The sequence below is a fragment of the Shewanella zhuhaiensis genome (assembly GCF_022484835.1).
GTDB classification, from domain to species: Bacteria; Pseudomonadota; Gammaproteobacteria; order Enterobacterales; family Shewanellaceae; genus Shewanella; species Shewanella khirikhana.
Genome location: NZ_JAKUDL010000001.1, coordinates 183,343 through 197,138, shown reverse-complemented (window position 1 = coordinate 197,138; position 13,796 = coordinate 183,343). Strand labels below are relative to the sequence as shown.

Annotated in this window: 12 protein-coding genes; 6 read left to right on the top strand and 6 right to left on the bottom strand. The window is 56.7% G+C overall.

The window, feature by feature from the left end; genetic code table 11:
- Positions 1 to 12: 12 nt before the first annotated feature.
- Complete coding sequence (gene metB / locus MJ923_RS00830; RefSeq protein WP_240589496.1) at positions 13 to 1,173, bottom strand: cystathionine gamma-synthase; 1,161 nt, start codon at positions 1,171 to 1,173, stop codon at positions 13 to 15.
- A gap of 215 nt (positions 1,174 to 1,388) precedes the next feature.
- Here metB and metJ point away from each other — a divergent pair, with 215 nt between their 5' ends.
- Positions 1,389 to 1,703, top strand: coding sequence for a met regulon transcriptional regulator MetJ (gene metJ, locus MJ923_RS00825; RefSeq protein WP_126169354.1), 315 nt, complete (start codon positions 1,389 to 1,391; stop codon positions 1,701 to 1,703).
- Between the two features lie 63 nt (positions 1,704 to 1,766).
- On the top strand, positions 1,767 to 2,495 hold the full coding sequence (locus MJ923_RS00820; protein ID WP_240589495.1) for a sulfite exporter TauE/SafE family protein: 729 nt from the start codon (positions 1,767 to 1,769) through the stop codon (positions 2,493 to 2,495).
- Positions 2,496 to 2,525: 30 nt separating this feature from the next.
- Here the strand turns inward: MJ923_RS00820 and MJ923_RS00815 are convergent, their stop codons facing one another.
- From MJ923_RS00815 to MJ923_RS00795, 5 genes are all read right to left on the bottom strand, one after another.
- Entirely contained in the window at positions 2,526 to 3,719 is a 1,194-nt protein-coding gene (locus MJ923_RS00815) for a conjugal transfer protein TraF (protein WP_240589494.1), read from the bottom strand.
- A gap of 139 nt (positions 3,720 to 3,858) precedes the next feature.
- Positions 3,859 to 4,845 (bottom strand): NrfD/PsrC family molybdoenzyme membrane anchor subunit, encoded by a 987-nt coding sequence (gene nrfD / locus MJ923_RS00810; RefSeq protein WP_240589493.1) that lies wholly within the window; start codon positions 4,843 to 4,845, stop codon positions 3,859 to 3,861.
- Positions 4,846 to 4,847: 2 nt separating this feature from the next.
- Positions 4,848 to 5,414, bottom strand: a complete 567-nt coding sequence (locus MJ923_RS00805; RefSeq protein ID WP_240589492.1) for a 4Fe-4S dicluster domain-containing protein — start codon at positions 5,412 to 5,414, stop codon at positions 4,848 to 4,850.
- Between the two features lie 13 nt (positions 5,415 to 5,427).
- The gene (gene phsA / locus MJ923_RS00800; protein WP_240589491.1) at positions 5,428 to 7,710 is read right to left on the bottom strand and encodes a thiosulfate reductase PhsA; all 2,283 of its coding nucleotides are present in this window, start codon (positions 7,708 to 7,710) and stop codon (positions 5,428 to 5,430) included.
- A 265-nt stretch (positions 7,711 to 7,975) separates the two neighbouring features.
- Positions 7,976 to 8,821, bottom strand: coding sequence for a LysR family transcriptional regulator (locus tag MJ923_RS00795; protein WP_240589490.1), 846 nt, complete (start codon positions 8,819 to 8,821; stop codon positions 7,976 to 7,978).
- A gap of 161 nt (positions 8,822 to 8,982) precedes the next feature.
- Here MJ923_RS00795 and MJ923_RS00790 point away from each other — a divergent pair, with 161 nt between their 5' ends.
- From MJ923_RS00790 to MJ923_RS00775, 4 genes are all read left to right on the top strand, one after another.
- Positions 8,983 to 9,723, top strand: a complete 741-nt coding sequence (locus tag MJ923_RS00790) for an SDR family oxidoreductase (RefSeq protein WP_240589489.1) — start codon at positions 8,983 to 8,985, stop codon at positions 9,721 to 9,723.
- 330 nt (positions 9,724 to 10,053) lie between these two features.
- Positions 10,054 to 10,383 (top strand): c-type cytochrome, encoded by a 330-nt coding sequence (locus tag MJ923_RS00785; RefSeq protein ID WP_240590219.1) that lies wholly within the window; start codon positions 10,054 to 10,056, stop codon positions 10,381 to 10,383.
- Between the two features lie 152 nt (positions 10,384 to 10,535).
- Positions 10,536 to 12,275, top strand: coding sequence for a DUF3373 domain-containing protein (locus MJ923_RS00780; protein ID WP_240589488.1), 1,740 nt, complete (start codon positions 10,536 to 10,538; stop codon positions 12,273 to 12,275).
- A gap of 88 nt (positions 12,276 to 12,363) precedes the next feature.
- Positions 12,364 to 13,731 (top strand): tetrathionate reductase family octaheme c-type cytochrome, encoded by a 1,368-nt coding sequence (locus MJ923_RS00775; RefSeq protein WP_420854413.1) that lies wholly within the window; start codon positions 12,364 to 12,366, stop codon positions 13,729 to 13,731.
- Positions 13,732 to 13,796 lie beyond the last annotated feature (65 nt).

Below are 13,796 nucleotides of genomic sequence, written 5' to 3'. Positions count from 1 at the left end.
ACTGACTCCTATTTAACAGGCTGCTACGGCAGCCAGGGCGGCCTTGATGTCGGCCACTAAATCTTCTGCATCTTCAATCCCCACCGACAGGCGCAGTAGGGTGTCTTTAATTCCGGCCTCGGCACGGGCCTCTGGCACCATGGCTCTGTGGGTCATGGTGGCGGGTACAGCAATCAGGGACTCCACTCCGCCTAAGCTTTCTGCCACGCTGAAGTGTTGCAGCGATTCAAGGAATGCCACCACTTCTTTCTCGCCGCCAACCAGTTCAAAACTCAGCATAGCGCCAAAGCCTTTTTGCTGTCTTGCGGCAATTTCATGGCCAGGGTGATCGGCAAGCCCAGGGTAGTAGACCTTGCTCACCTGGGGGCTGTTATTCAGCACTTCAACAATGCGCTGGGCATTGGACTGATGCTCACGCACCCGCACACCCAGGGTGCGAATGCCGCGCAGGGTCAGGTAGCTGTCGAAGGCGCTGCCGGTCAGCCCCAGGGTGTTGGACCACCAGTGCAGGGTCTCGCCCAGCTCGGCATCCTTGGCAATCACAGCGCCGCCAACCACATCGCTGTGACCATTGATGTACTTGGTAGTGGAGTGAATAACTATGTCAGCACCGAGCAGCAGCGGTTGCTGCAAAATGGGCGACAGGAAGGTGTTGTCCACCACCACCAGGGCGCCCACCTCGTGGCTGGCATTGCTGATGGCCTGGATATCCACGACCCGCAGCAGCGGGTTGGATGGGGTTTCGAGCCATACCATCCGAGGCTTTTGGGCAATGGCAGCCGCCAGTGCAGCGCCATCGGTCTGATCCACAACAGCCAGCTTGAATGCGCCTTTGTTGGCGAGATTGGTGAACAGACGATAGCTGCCACCGTAACAATCGTGGGGCACAACCAAGAGGTCATCCGGCCCCAGAAGGCTGGTCACCAGGGTAATAGCGGCCATGCCGGTACAGGTCACAACCCCGGTCGCGCCTTGTTCAAGCTCAGCCAGGGCTTCGCCCAGAATACAACGGGTCGGATTACCCGAGCGGCTGTAGTCGAATTTGCGCGGATTCTTGTGGCCATCGAAGGAATAATTGGTCGACAGATAAATGGGAGGAACCACGGCGCCATGCTGGGTGTCGCTCTCGATGCCCTGACGCACCGCGATGGTGGCTGCTTTGCGCTGTGTCATTCTGTGTTCCTCCGGATAGTCTACGACGGAAATAAAGATGTCTGGACGTCTAAATTAACTCAAGCGGACGCCAATCGTCAATAGGCATCGAGACGTTTAGACGTCCAAATATCAGGAAATCTACTGATGTTTGGCGCGTTTTCGCAGCAATAATTTGACTGTATTTCGTAAGGGTTTAAAATCTGCTGCGAAATTTGGATTTAACAGGTGAGTCAATGACTGAATGGAATGGCGAATACATCAGCCCTTACGCTGAGCACGGCAAAAAGAATGAGCAGGTGAAAAAGATCACCGTTTCCATTCCTTTGAAAGTGTTGAAAATCCTGACAGACGAGCGCACCCGCCGCCAGGTTAACAACCTTCGTCATGCCACCAACAGTGAGCTCCTGTGTGAGGCTTTCCTCCACGCCTATACCGGCCAGCCACTGCCAAACGACGATGATCTGTCCAAGGATAAGCCCGATTCTATTCCTTCCGAGGCCAAAAAGCTGATGGATGAGATGGGCATCGAATGGGAAGACATGGAGTAAGCCTCCCTTCCACACTAGCACAAGGACCCCTCCGGGTCCTTGTGTCGTTTCAGGAGCTGGTAAATGTTGTCCGATCCTCTCACTCTGGTGCTGGCGCTGTTAATTATTTTCAGTGGTGCGCTAATCCAAAGCCTGATTGGTTTTGGTCTCGCCGTGGTGGCAAGCCCGCTGCTGTATCTGGTCGAGCCCGAACTGGTGCCTGTGCCTGTTATTCTGATGGGCTTTTCCATTGCCCTGCTCACCTTACTGAGAGAGCGCAGCGCCCTTGAGTTTTCCGGGCTGCAATATGCGCTGCTGGGGCGGATCCCCGGCGGACTTTTAGGCGCAGCATTGCTGCTTGCCGCGCCCACGCCGGTACTTGGCCTCGCCATCGCCACTATCGTATTTTTGGCGGTAGCCCTGAGCCTGCTGCGCCTGAGCGCGCCCATTAACCGCGTGACCCTGTTTATTGCCGGCACCGTCTCCGGCGTGTTTGGTACCATCGCCGCCATTGGCGGGCCACCGATGGCGATACTGCTGGCAGGCAAAGACCCCGGCAAGTTCCGTGCGGCCCTGTCCGCCTTTTTCATTTTCAGCTCGCTGATTGCCTTGAGTATTCTGGCCTTTGCCGGGCTGGTAACCGAGGCTCAGCTTTGGTGGTCAGTCACCCTGTTGCCCGCAGTCGTTGCCGGTTATTGGGTTGCTGGCAAACTGCTTGGCAGAGTCGATAAACAAAAAACCAGAGTCGCAACCCTGGTTTTATGTAGTCTCAGCGCCCTGCTGCTGACACTGAAGTCCCTCGCCGAGCTCTGAACTTAGGCGCCTTCACTCAAGGGCGGGCTTTTAAAAGTGATATGAGCTCTGCAATACGGCGCCGACGGTGTCATTGTCACCCCACATCCCGGTGAGGTCGAGCTTGAAGCCTTCGCCAATCTGAAAACCTGTGCCCACCGAGTAGATATCGGCGGTCATATCATTCAGATCCTGGCGATAACCAAGCCTCAGCGACAGCCAGTCGAGCGCTTGCCATTCTCCGCCAAAACGCCAGTATTTGGTGCCTTCAAGGCCGACAAACTTTTCGTTGTCGGTCAAATCCAAATCGGTGCTCAGCTGCCAACTGGCGCTGGTGTATGCGGCGCCCAGTGTCACCATGGGGCCGGCGCGGTATTTAAGCTGCACCCCTTCTGACTCCACGGTTTCCAGCTCGCGCTCAATTAAATTACGCCCCACCAAGCCCAGGGTCAGGCCGCGCATCGGCATAATGGCAAGACCGGCATCCAGATTGAATCCAGTGTCATCGTTACGGTAATCGTCGCTGTCGAAGTCGCCTGCATCAAAGTTGTTGGCACTGACGGCGTAGTTGAAGCTGTCGAGCCGCTGCAGCTTGGGGGTCAGGCCGATGGTGACCGGCATATTCACTATCGACAGTGGCATGCTGACCGAGAGCGCCAGCTCCGAAGAAGCACCGGCAATCACCCGCCCCTGGGAGGTCAGGTCATCGAGTTCAGGGGGATTCATGGGGTCAAGGGTTTCCAGCAGTACCAAATCGGCATCGCTGATATCCGCCACTGCGACGCCATCGAGATAACTGCGATAATACACGCCCCAGCTCATACCCTTGGTTGGCATGGCAAAGCTGAAACCAATACCGGCTGAGGCATACGCTGTGTTGCCATCAAGCCCCTTAAGGTTGGCCAGCAGGGCAGCGCGGTAGGCATCTATGGCAACCACATCGCCGTTATTGATGGCCGTATCCAGGCCATTGTAGTTATCTTCGAGGGTGTCGAACTTGTCGGTCATATTGTCTTTGTCTGACACTTCGGCCCCCAGCACAGGAATAAGCAGCCCAAAGTCTCCTTCGGTATAACCGGGTAAAGACAGGAGCGCCGGGTTCATCCAGGGGGCCGCCTCCAGGCTGGCTGATGCCACACCAGTGCCGCCCATGGCATCACTGCGGGCTTCAAAAACGTCCTGCGCGCACAATCCATACTGGCTGAACACCAGCCCCAACGAGGCTGCCACGAGCTTTGTTTTCATCCCTTTCTCCCCCCGGCATCGTTCTTTTACGGCATACAGCAAGCCTCCTAAAAGCGTAGTTCAGCCGTGGGGGATTGGCGGAAATTTACGCAAAAAAAGCCCGCAAAATGCGGGCTTTTGGCTGAATCGATTCAAGCGGTCAGGACAGGTAAGATTGACCGGCGTAAAGGATGAAATGCCGCAGTGCCAGCACCCCAATCAGACTGGCGCAGGCCGCGGTTACCATGGCGCTGCGACCATGTTTGCCAGTAAGACGCATCAGCAGCGGTATCCCAAAACCAATGGCTACCACCCCAATCCAGAACACGGCTGCCCACAGCCCACCGGAGAGAGAGGCCAGCGCCGCAGCCGCCGCGCCACCTTTGAAATACAGCGCAGTAAACAGCATAAACAGGAACAGCATTTCCATGCCCATCACCGGCAGCTCGAAGGCGTGTTGCCGCTCAAGGTCACCAGAGGAGCCACCAGAGTGGTCGCCCGAAGCCTGACTGCCATACTTATCGCCACCAAACATCAGCACCGCCAGCAGGCTGTTGGCCGCCGCACCCGCCGATAAACCCGATACCAAAAACAGCGCCGGCAACACCGCGGTATTAAGCATCGGATAGGCGTTCATGGCGGAAATCAGGAAACCTGTATAGGCCCCCACCACCAGCGACAGCACAAAGAGCGCTCCTTCCAGCGTGCCGCGAAGCTTGCCGAGGCTATCGGCAAGGCCGCCCAGGAATCCCAGACCCCACTTTGGCAGCTCATCTTTGAGCACCACCAGCGCATAGGCAAAGGTCAGCGGAATGTATGCGAGGAGCGCTATCACCCCAATCGACATCACCGAGCTTAAGTTGTAGTTAATCAAAATCAGCCAGAAGTGGAACGGCTTGGTCAGGTCAAACACCAGACACAGCATCCCAAGGCAAATGGCGATGGGCGCAATCAAGGCGGCGGCCTTGAGCACGGCGCTTTCCCCCAGGTTCTGGCCAGCGCCCCGGGTTTGGCCGCGATACCAGCGCAGACCAATCCCCATCAGCAAACTGCCCGCCGACAAACCGGCCATAAAGAGGTACACCGCAATCACCCAATGCCAGGTAATGCCGTCGTACTGACTCATATCACCCCAGATATTGTTCATAATCAGATACCTCCACGCTTGGCTGGAATACGGTACAGCCTGGGTTTGGTGCCAAGATGTGTCTTGTCCTGATAGCTCACCTTGGTGGCAAGCAGTTTGGATACCTCGCTGGCAGGGTCTGCCGCATCACCGAAACAGAGCGCATCTGTTGGGCATACAGTGACACAGGCGGGCTGTTCTCCCCGGGCAAGACGGCTTTCCTTACAGAAGTTGCACTTGTCTGCCACCCTGGTTTCGGGGTTCATAAAGCGCACCTTGTAGGGGCAGGCGGCCACGCAGTACATGCAGCCCACACACTTCTCGGCCTTGATGGAAACTATGCCATCGTCACCAACGTAAGCAGCGCCGGTTGGGCACACCTTGACGCAGGGCGCATCCTCACACTGCTGGCACGACACCCGGTTGTACTTGAAGTGCAAATGGGGCGCCTCACCAAAGGGGCCTTCGATGCGCACCTGCAAGCGGCTTACGCCATCGGGTACCTGATTGATGCTGCGGCAAGCCACGCTACAGGCCTGACAGCCGATGCACTTGTTCTCGTCGTGCACCATTACGTATCTTTTGCTCATAGTCCGGGCCCCCTTATGCCTTTTCCAGGATCACACCCGTGGTGTGCACGTTCATGCCACAGACAGGCGCCGTCATATTGGGCAGCAGGTTTCCACAGTGGATCCCCTTGCCGGAGGCACGCACCAGCTCACGGTTTTTCGAGCCAAAGCCCATGTAAGCAAACAAGGTATCCGGGCGGATGCCCCTGGTGACCAGCGCCTTACCCTCTTCCACGCCCACGCTGGATTTAAGCCGGATAGCATCACCATCCTTGATACCAAGCGCCTCGGCTGTGCTGGGATGTACCCACACGGCGTTGTCCGACATCAGATTGGCGAGCATAGGGATATTGTGGGTGGCACCATTGGTGTGCACCGCCACCTTACCCTGAATGAAGTAGAGCTCATTGGGCTGTTTTAAGGTCACGGGCCGGTACTTGATGCCGCCGCGGCCCGGGGCCATGGCTTCCACCTTGGGGCTCACCAGTTCTATCTTGCCGCTGGGGGTTTTGAACTTGAGCAGGCTGGCGTAACTGCCGTCCTCATCCACGACATGGGCGCCGGGATAGGCGGCCACAAAGTCCTGTACCATGGATTTTTCACGCAGCATCAGCGGCTTGCCATAGCTGACAAAGCCCTTCTCCTTGATGTGATTCAAAAGCGCCACATCCTTGTTGGCCTGCAGCAGTTGCAGGGTTTCCATGGTCTCCCAGGGGTAGTACTTGTCCATGCCCATCTTAAGACCCAGCTCGCGGAAGATTTGCCATGACGGCTTGGTGTCGCCAATCACGTCAACCACCCGCTGACGCACGTAGTAGCCGGGACTCTTGCCGGACTTGTCGCTGATCTCTTCATCACGCTCAAGGTAGGTAGACTCGGGCAAAATCAAATCGGCCCAGGCGGCTGTTTCGCTGATATACACATCCACCACGGCCACAAAATCGAGCTTTTTCAGCGACTCAACCACCTTGGCGCGGTCAGTCATGGTTTGCATCGGGTTAGTGCGGCACATCACCCAGCCACGCAGCTGATAGGGTTTGGCCTCCAGGGTGGCATCGATAACCGACTGATAAATGCCGCCTTCGCTCCACATCATGGCGTACTGCTCATCCACCTGATCGATACGCTTGGCCGTTGGCTTGGGCATGTCAGCCACGCCGGGTTTACCCAACACAGGCGCCACGGCTTCACCGGCAAGCTTGTTGTAACCGGCCGCCTTCTGGCCAAAGTAGATACCGCCCTTGCGCTCAAAGTTGCCAATCAGCACGTTGGCCGCATACAGGGCCCGGCGCATATCAAACTCTTCCGGGGTGAAGGTGGCGCGGTGGCCAAAGTCCACCACCGCATGGGGCGCGGCCTTGGCAAATTCGCGGGCAATGCGGCGAATGTCTTTGGCAGGCACATCGGAAATGGTTTCTGCCCACTCGGGGGTATAGGCGCTGACTTCGGCGGCGAAGGCCTCGAAACCTTCCACGTAGCGCTCGATAAAGGCTTTGTCGTAGAGGTTTTCGCTAATCAGCACATGGCACAGCGCCAGCGCCACCGCCACATCCGAGCCGGGACGAATGGCGTACCATTCATCGGCCTTGTCGGCCACGATGGAGAAGCGTGGCTCAAACACTACCAGCTTGGCACGCTTGTCGGTTTGCGCCTTCATCATGGCGCGGGTTTCGGACATATTGATGCCTTCGTAAAGGTTATGGCCGAAGTTGATGATGTATTTGGAATTGCCCAGATCCCGCTTTACCTTGCCACCGAACATGGCCTTGGCAGCTACCACATAGGCTCCTGGGCAGGTAGATGCGTGGGTAAAGGTATTGGGGCTGCCAAAAGCCTTGGCAAAGTGGAACAGATGGCCCGACAGCGAGCCTGATTTGGACGAGAAGGCCACGGCTTCGGCGCCGTGTTCACGGCGAATTTGTTCAAGCCGCTGTGCGAGGATGCCATAGGCTTCGCTCCATTCGATTTCCTGCCACTTACCTTCACCGCGCTCGCCGACGCGTTTCAGGGGTTTTACCAACCGCTGTGGGTCGTACAGCAAACTGTGGCCGGCGCCACCCCGGGCACACACCTTGCCGCCAAAGGATTTGGCTGCCGCGTTGCCTTCGATATACACGGCCTTGCCATCCAAAACCCTTGCCGAAATCGGGCAACGGGTGGAGCACATTTCACAAATACTCGGAATGGCTTTTTCGCTGCCACTGAGGGGCTGTGCCCCCATGGCCGCCAGCGTCCCTGGCAGCGCTGTGGCCAGGGCACACCCCGCCCCGGCCGCACCGGCACCTTTGAGAAAGTCGCGCCTGCAGAGCTCTATCATGGTTTCCTCCAAATGCCCAAAGGGCAGAATGGGATTAGCGTTATCGTTCTTCTGTGGCGAATGGCGTGCATTCACCGGCTAATGCCATTGTCTGCAGGGCGTGTTGGCGGGGGTATTGTGGAAAACCACATAGCGCGCCCCTTTGTGATACAGGCAACACTAAAAAGCCCTGTAAGCTCGCGCTCTCAGGGCTTTAGGGCATCTTGCCTCGTAAAAGCAGGCGTTTTTTGAAGGCTTGGATGTCAGTCGTGGCTGAACCTGGTGCTCAGTCGTGGCTGAAAAGGTTTAGCAAATCCGCCAGCACCGGGCTGATGCTCTGGTGCGCCGGGTAGCAAAGGCCAATCCGCCGCTGCATCCTGGGTCCCTTGAAGGGCACAGTCGCCAGGCTTGGCGCATCGGCAATCAGACCATCGGGCAAAAAGCTCACCCCAAGACCTGCCACCACCAGCGCCAGCACCTGTGACTTGGTTTCGGCTCTGGCCACCAGATTCAGACTCATGCCATTGCAGGCCAGTAGGCCGAGGGTCTGCTGATGAGCCTCGCAGGGTGGGCATTCGATAAAATCATAGCCACTCAGCATCTCGGGGGTTGCGGCGCCGCTCGCTTTGGCGGCCAGCACAAGCGGATGATCCTTGGGAGCACAGAGCACATAGTCCTCGTCCCACAGCGGCACGAAAATCTCATCTTCGTGACGCAGGGCATCCAGGGTCAGGCGACAATCGGCGCTGCTGTGGTAATCCACCAGTTCCAGATCCAGCCGGTCAATGTGCTGATGCAGCTTGCCAAGAAACTGCCCCAGCGGGCCGCGGCCAAGGTCCGGCATCAGCGCAATTTTCAGTTTGCGGCGGCTGGCCTTGGCTTTAAACAGCGTCGGCAGAGATTTGGCTTCTTCCACCAACCTAAGCGCCAGCGGATACAGGTAGTGAGCGCTCTCAAGCGGCTCAACCCCTTTTTTGCTTCGCACAAACAGCGGTCCATCCAGGCTTTCTTCCAGCTGTTTAAGCCCAGCCGACAGACTCGGCTGACTCACATGGCAGCGCTCTGCAGCGGCGGTAATGTTCTTCTCTTCGAAGATGGCGATAAAAAATCGCAGCAATCTGAGTTCAATCATCCGATACCCATTCTGTTAACCGGCTTTCTATCCATAGCCCATACCTATTATATCCAGCCAAAATAAGTATTTTTCAGCCTTTTGCGGGGCAAATATACTGGCCACCAACCAATATACTGGCCTTAAACCCAGGCTAAAGCATGTATCAATAGGATAAAACGATGACCAATTCTACATCACAGACCAAACCACTGACAGTGATCACCGGCGCCTCTTCAGGCATTGGTGCCGCCCTCGCCCGCACCTTTTCAGCGGCCGGTTTTCCGCTGCTGTTGTTGGCCCGTCGCCTCGAGCCGATGCAGGCACTGAAACTGCCGAATACCCTGTGCAAAGCCGTGGATGTAACCGACATCGATGCCATCAAGGCTGCCCTTATTGAGGCAGAAACCCAATTCGGCCCTGTGGGCTGCTTTATCAACAATGCCGGCGTCATGCTGCTGGGCGAAGTGCATCGTCAGGACCCAGCCGAGTGGCAACGTATGCTGGACATCAACGTGATGGGCGTGCTCAACGGCATTCATGCAGTGCTGCCAGAGATGAAGCGCCGCAAAACCGGCACCATTATCAATATCAGCTCCATCGCCGGTCGCAAAACCTTCCCGAACCACGCCGCTTACTGCGGCACCAAGTTTGCGGTGCATGCCCTGACCGAAAACATCCGCGAAGAAGTGGCCATGGATGACGTACGCCTTGTCACAATCGCCCCCGGCGCGGTGGAAACCGAGCTGTTAAGCCACACCAGCGATGAGAACATTAAGGCAGGCTATGAGGATTGGAAAACCCACATGGGCGGCGTGCTCGCTGCGCAAACCGTGGCCGATGCAGCGCTGTTTGCCATGAATCAGCCGCAGTCCGTTTGCATCCGCGAAATCGTGCTGGCCGCCACACGTCAGCAGCCCTAATCTGCGTCTATTTGACTGCACCCTCCCCTAAAGAGGTAGTTAAGGGGAGGGTGATGTTCAAAAATGTCACAGAGATCACACACCTTTAACCATTGTTTTCCGCAAAGACTTAGCAAAAGATTAAATACGAAATCACTATTTTTCTTACACTTACACACATTCCATTAGATTTTTTTCAATGAAATTTTTATCAATTAGATAAAATTCATGGATCTGATCCAGTTCAAATTTCCTTATCGCACCTTTTGTTAAATTTTAGGCAACAGGAAAACGAGGGAGCCAGGCTCCCCGCTCAGGGAAGAAAATCAGCCAACCCGCGAAAGGAAGATGATGATGAAAACTACCTACTCCATTGGCCTTGGACTGCTCCTTGGCCTGATCCTCGGCAGCAGCGCTATGGCAGCCGATGGCGGTAATCCCAAGAAAGGTAAACACCTGTACAAGAAAGAATGCAAGGCGTGCCACAGCAAGGGCGACGCCGCAGGTGAACTCACCCCTATGACCAAGACTATGGCCCAGTGGGACAGATTCTTTGAAAAGGATCTGCACAAGGGCAAGCCCGAGGTCTTCCAAAAGCTGTCTGAGAAAGATCTGAAGGATATTCAGCAATTTCTTTATGACCACGCGGCCGATTCTGACCAGCCACAGACCTGCGGCTAAGCGGCCTTAGGCCGAGCCCATTCGGCTAAGCCTAGCCCGTAAATAACGGGCAGATACCAGCAAAATATTCCCGGGTTGCGGGACAGATGGGGCAAGCCCCAGGGCCTCGTACAACCCAAATTCGACCGGAACAACCGGTCAGGAGTGTGAGTATGCGTACCCTTATCTCTCTGGCAGTGGCAAGTGCACTGGGATTCGCTCCCCTGCTGTTTACCCCTCAGGCGTTGGCGGCTGACACCGCGGCATCCAGCGATCAGGCCAAAATCGAGCGACTGCAACAAAAAATCGATGAGCTATCTGAAGAGCTGGCGGACCTCGACAGCCGGGTAAACAAAACCGAGCGTCACACGGCGCTGGACCGAATTACCTTCAGTGGCGATTTTCGCACCAAGGCCCACTCGCTGCACTACCGGGACGTGACCTGGAACCCCGGCATCAAGATGAATTTCGACGACTTCGGTCGCCGCGCCATGGCCGGTGAATATGGCGATCCCATGGATCCCACCTCCCCTCTGGGCAAGATGATGACCGCCAATCCCGACATGGCCGCCGCCTTTATGGCAGGGCAACTCTCGGGGGTTATGCCCTGGGCCCTTGGCAGCAAAAACACCTACGACATCGACAACGATCTCAATTACACCACCCGGCTGCGGCTCGATATCAAGGCCAAGGTATGGGACAACGTCAACTTCGCCGGTCGCCTCGCCATGTACAAAAACTGGGGCGACTCCACCGGAGTGCAGGTATTTGACTCCTGGCGTTCTTTCTCGATGGATGGCACCAACTCAGGCAACACCAGCGGCGACTGGCTGCGGGTAGAGCGGGCCTATTTCGACTGGAAAAACATCGGTGACAGCGAGTTCTACCTGTCCATCGGCCGCCGCCCATCCACCTATGGCCCACCGTCCCATATCCGCGAAAACGAGCAGCGTGGCGGCACCCCGTCAGGCCATCTGGTGCACTTTAATTTCGATGGCGCCACCTTGGGTTATAACCTGGGCAAAATCACCGGCATCGAAGGTCAGGTGGTGCGCTTCTGCTACGGCCAGGGCTTTGAGTCCCAATGGGGTAATGGCGAGCTCTTTGGCAATCTGCTGACCAAGGACACCCACCTCGGCGGCTTCAATATCGATGTGATTAATGACGGCAACCACTTCGTGCAGCTGACCCTGTTTGGCGCCAAAGACATCAACGATGGCTTTAAGGGCACCATGGCCTTCCCCAACGAACTGGCGGCCATTTTCGCCCCCACCATGTATCAGGACATGCAAAAGTTCGACAGTTTCAACTTCGTCACCCGAGTACAACCCAGCGGCGTAATTGGCGACATGTTCCTGGGTGGTCTCGGTTACCTGTATGAATCCGATGAAGATTTTAAAGCCTTTGCCTCCCTTGGCTGGACCCGCGCCGAGTCCAACGGCAACGCAGGCATGTTCGGCGGCCTGCTCACCGACGCCACCTTTACCGGCAAGCTCAGCGCCGATGGCAGCGAGCTGCTGATGGTGCCTATGGCCGCAGAAAGCGATGCCGCCCACGACGGCTACGGTGTCTATATCGGCATGCAGATGCCCGCGCCCTACGGCAAGTTTGGTCTCGAGTATAACTACGGCTCCAAATACTGGAGCCCCTTCACCCAAGCCCAGGACGACCCCATCGGCAGCAAGCTGGCGACCCGTGGCCATGTGGTTGAGGCCTACTACCTGTTCGACGTGAACCCACGGATGTTTATCAAGCTCGCAGGCCTTTACTACGACTACGAGTACACAGGCTCAGGCACACCGGTGGGTGCACCTGTGAAGGTGGATGACGTGCTGGCGGGCAGTGCCTATTCACTGCTGCCAGTGGTGGATACCGCCATGGACATCAACGCCTCACTCACAGTGAAGTTCTAACCTCTCAAGGCCCCGGCTCCGCCGGGGCAGGAGTTTGACCATGAGATCTGTTTTCTCCCAATGGGCCCTCGCCCCTCTGTCCGGCCTGATGCTGCTGGGCAGTGGCATGGCAGCGGCCGACAATCCCCACAAGGAAGCCATCGAAGGCCCCTTCGCCTCAGGCACAGAAGTCACCCAACAGTGCCTGGCCTGCCACGAAGATGAAGCCCACGACTTTATGAAAACCTCCCACTGGAGCTGGAGCCTGACCCAGGAGCTGCCCGGCCGCACAGTGGAGCGGGGCAAAAAGAACGCCATCAACAACTTCTGTACTTCGATTGCCGGTAACGAGCCCCGTTGCACCAGCTGCCATGCGGGTTACGGCTGGAAAGACAGCAGCTTTGATTTCTCCGACGCTGCCAAGGTGGACTGTTTGGTGTGTCACGACACCACGGGCACCTACGTCAAGGATCCCGCAGGCGCAGGCGAGCCACTGGCCAAAGTGGATTTGGAAAAAGTGGCCAAAAACGTCGGCAAGCCGGTACGCGACAACTGCGGCAGCTGCCACTTCTACGGTGGCGGCGGTGATGCGGTGAAGCACGGCGACCTCGACTCTTCCATGGCCTACCCGGACAAAACCACCGATGTGCACATGGACTCAGACGGCAATGACTTCCAGTGTCAGGACTGTCACCAGACCGAGTCCCATGCCATCAGCGGCAATGCCATGGGCGTGTCACCCGGCGGCATCGACCACATTGGCTGTGAAAACTGCCACGAAGCGGCGCCGCACAAAAACAAAAAGGTCAATCAGCATACGGCCACTGTGGCCTGCCAGACCTGTCACATCCCCTTCTTCGCCCGCAACGAAGCGACCAAGATGAGCTGGGACTGGTCCACCGCAGGTCAGGACAGGGAAGAAACTCTGGACGAGTACGGCCGCAAGACCTTCCAGAAGAAGAAAGGCAGCTTCACCTGGGGCAAGATGGTTAAGCCATCCTACGCCTGGTACAACGGCAAGGCCGGTGCCTACATGGCGGGCGACCCCATCAAGGCCGATGAAGTAACCCGTCTGTCTTACCCACTGGGTGATATCCAGGACGCAGGCGCCAAAATCTATCCGTTCAAGGTGCATACCGGTAAGCAAATCTATGACAAGAAACACAATATTCTTGTCACCGCCAAAACATACGGCAAAGGTGGCTACTGGTCTGATTTTGATTGGGACAAGGCGGCCAAGCTGGGGATGGAAGCCAACCCGACGCTCAAGGCCAAGGGGATAACTTACAGTGGTGAATATAGCTTTGCGCCAACTGAAATGTGGTGGCGTATCAACCACATGGTGTCGCCAAAGGAAGAAGCGCTCAAGTGTAATGCCTGCCACAACGGCGGCGATCGCCTCGACTGGAAAGCCCTGGGTTATGACGGCGATCCGATGAAAAACAAGCAAGGCCCAAGACACAACTCAGGCAATTGATAACAGAAGGAAACCGACACACGATCATCGCCCGCACGGCGGGCATCTCCACCAGCGTGGACGGC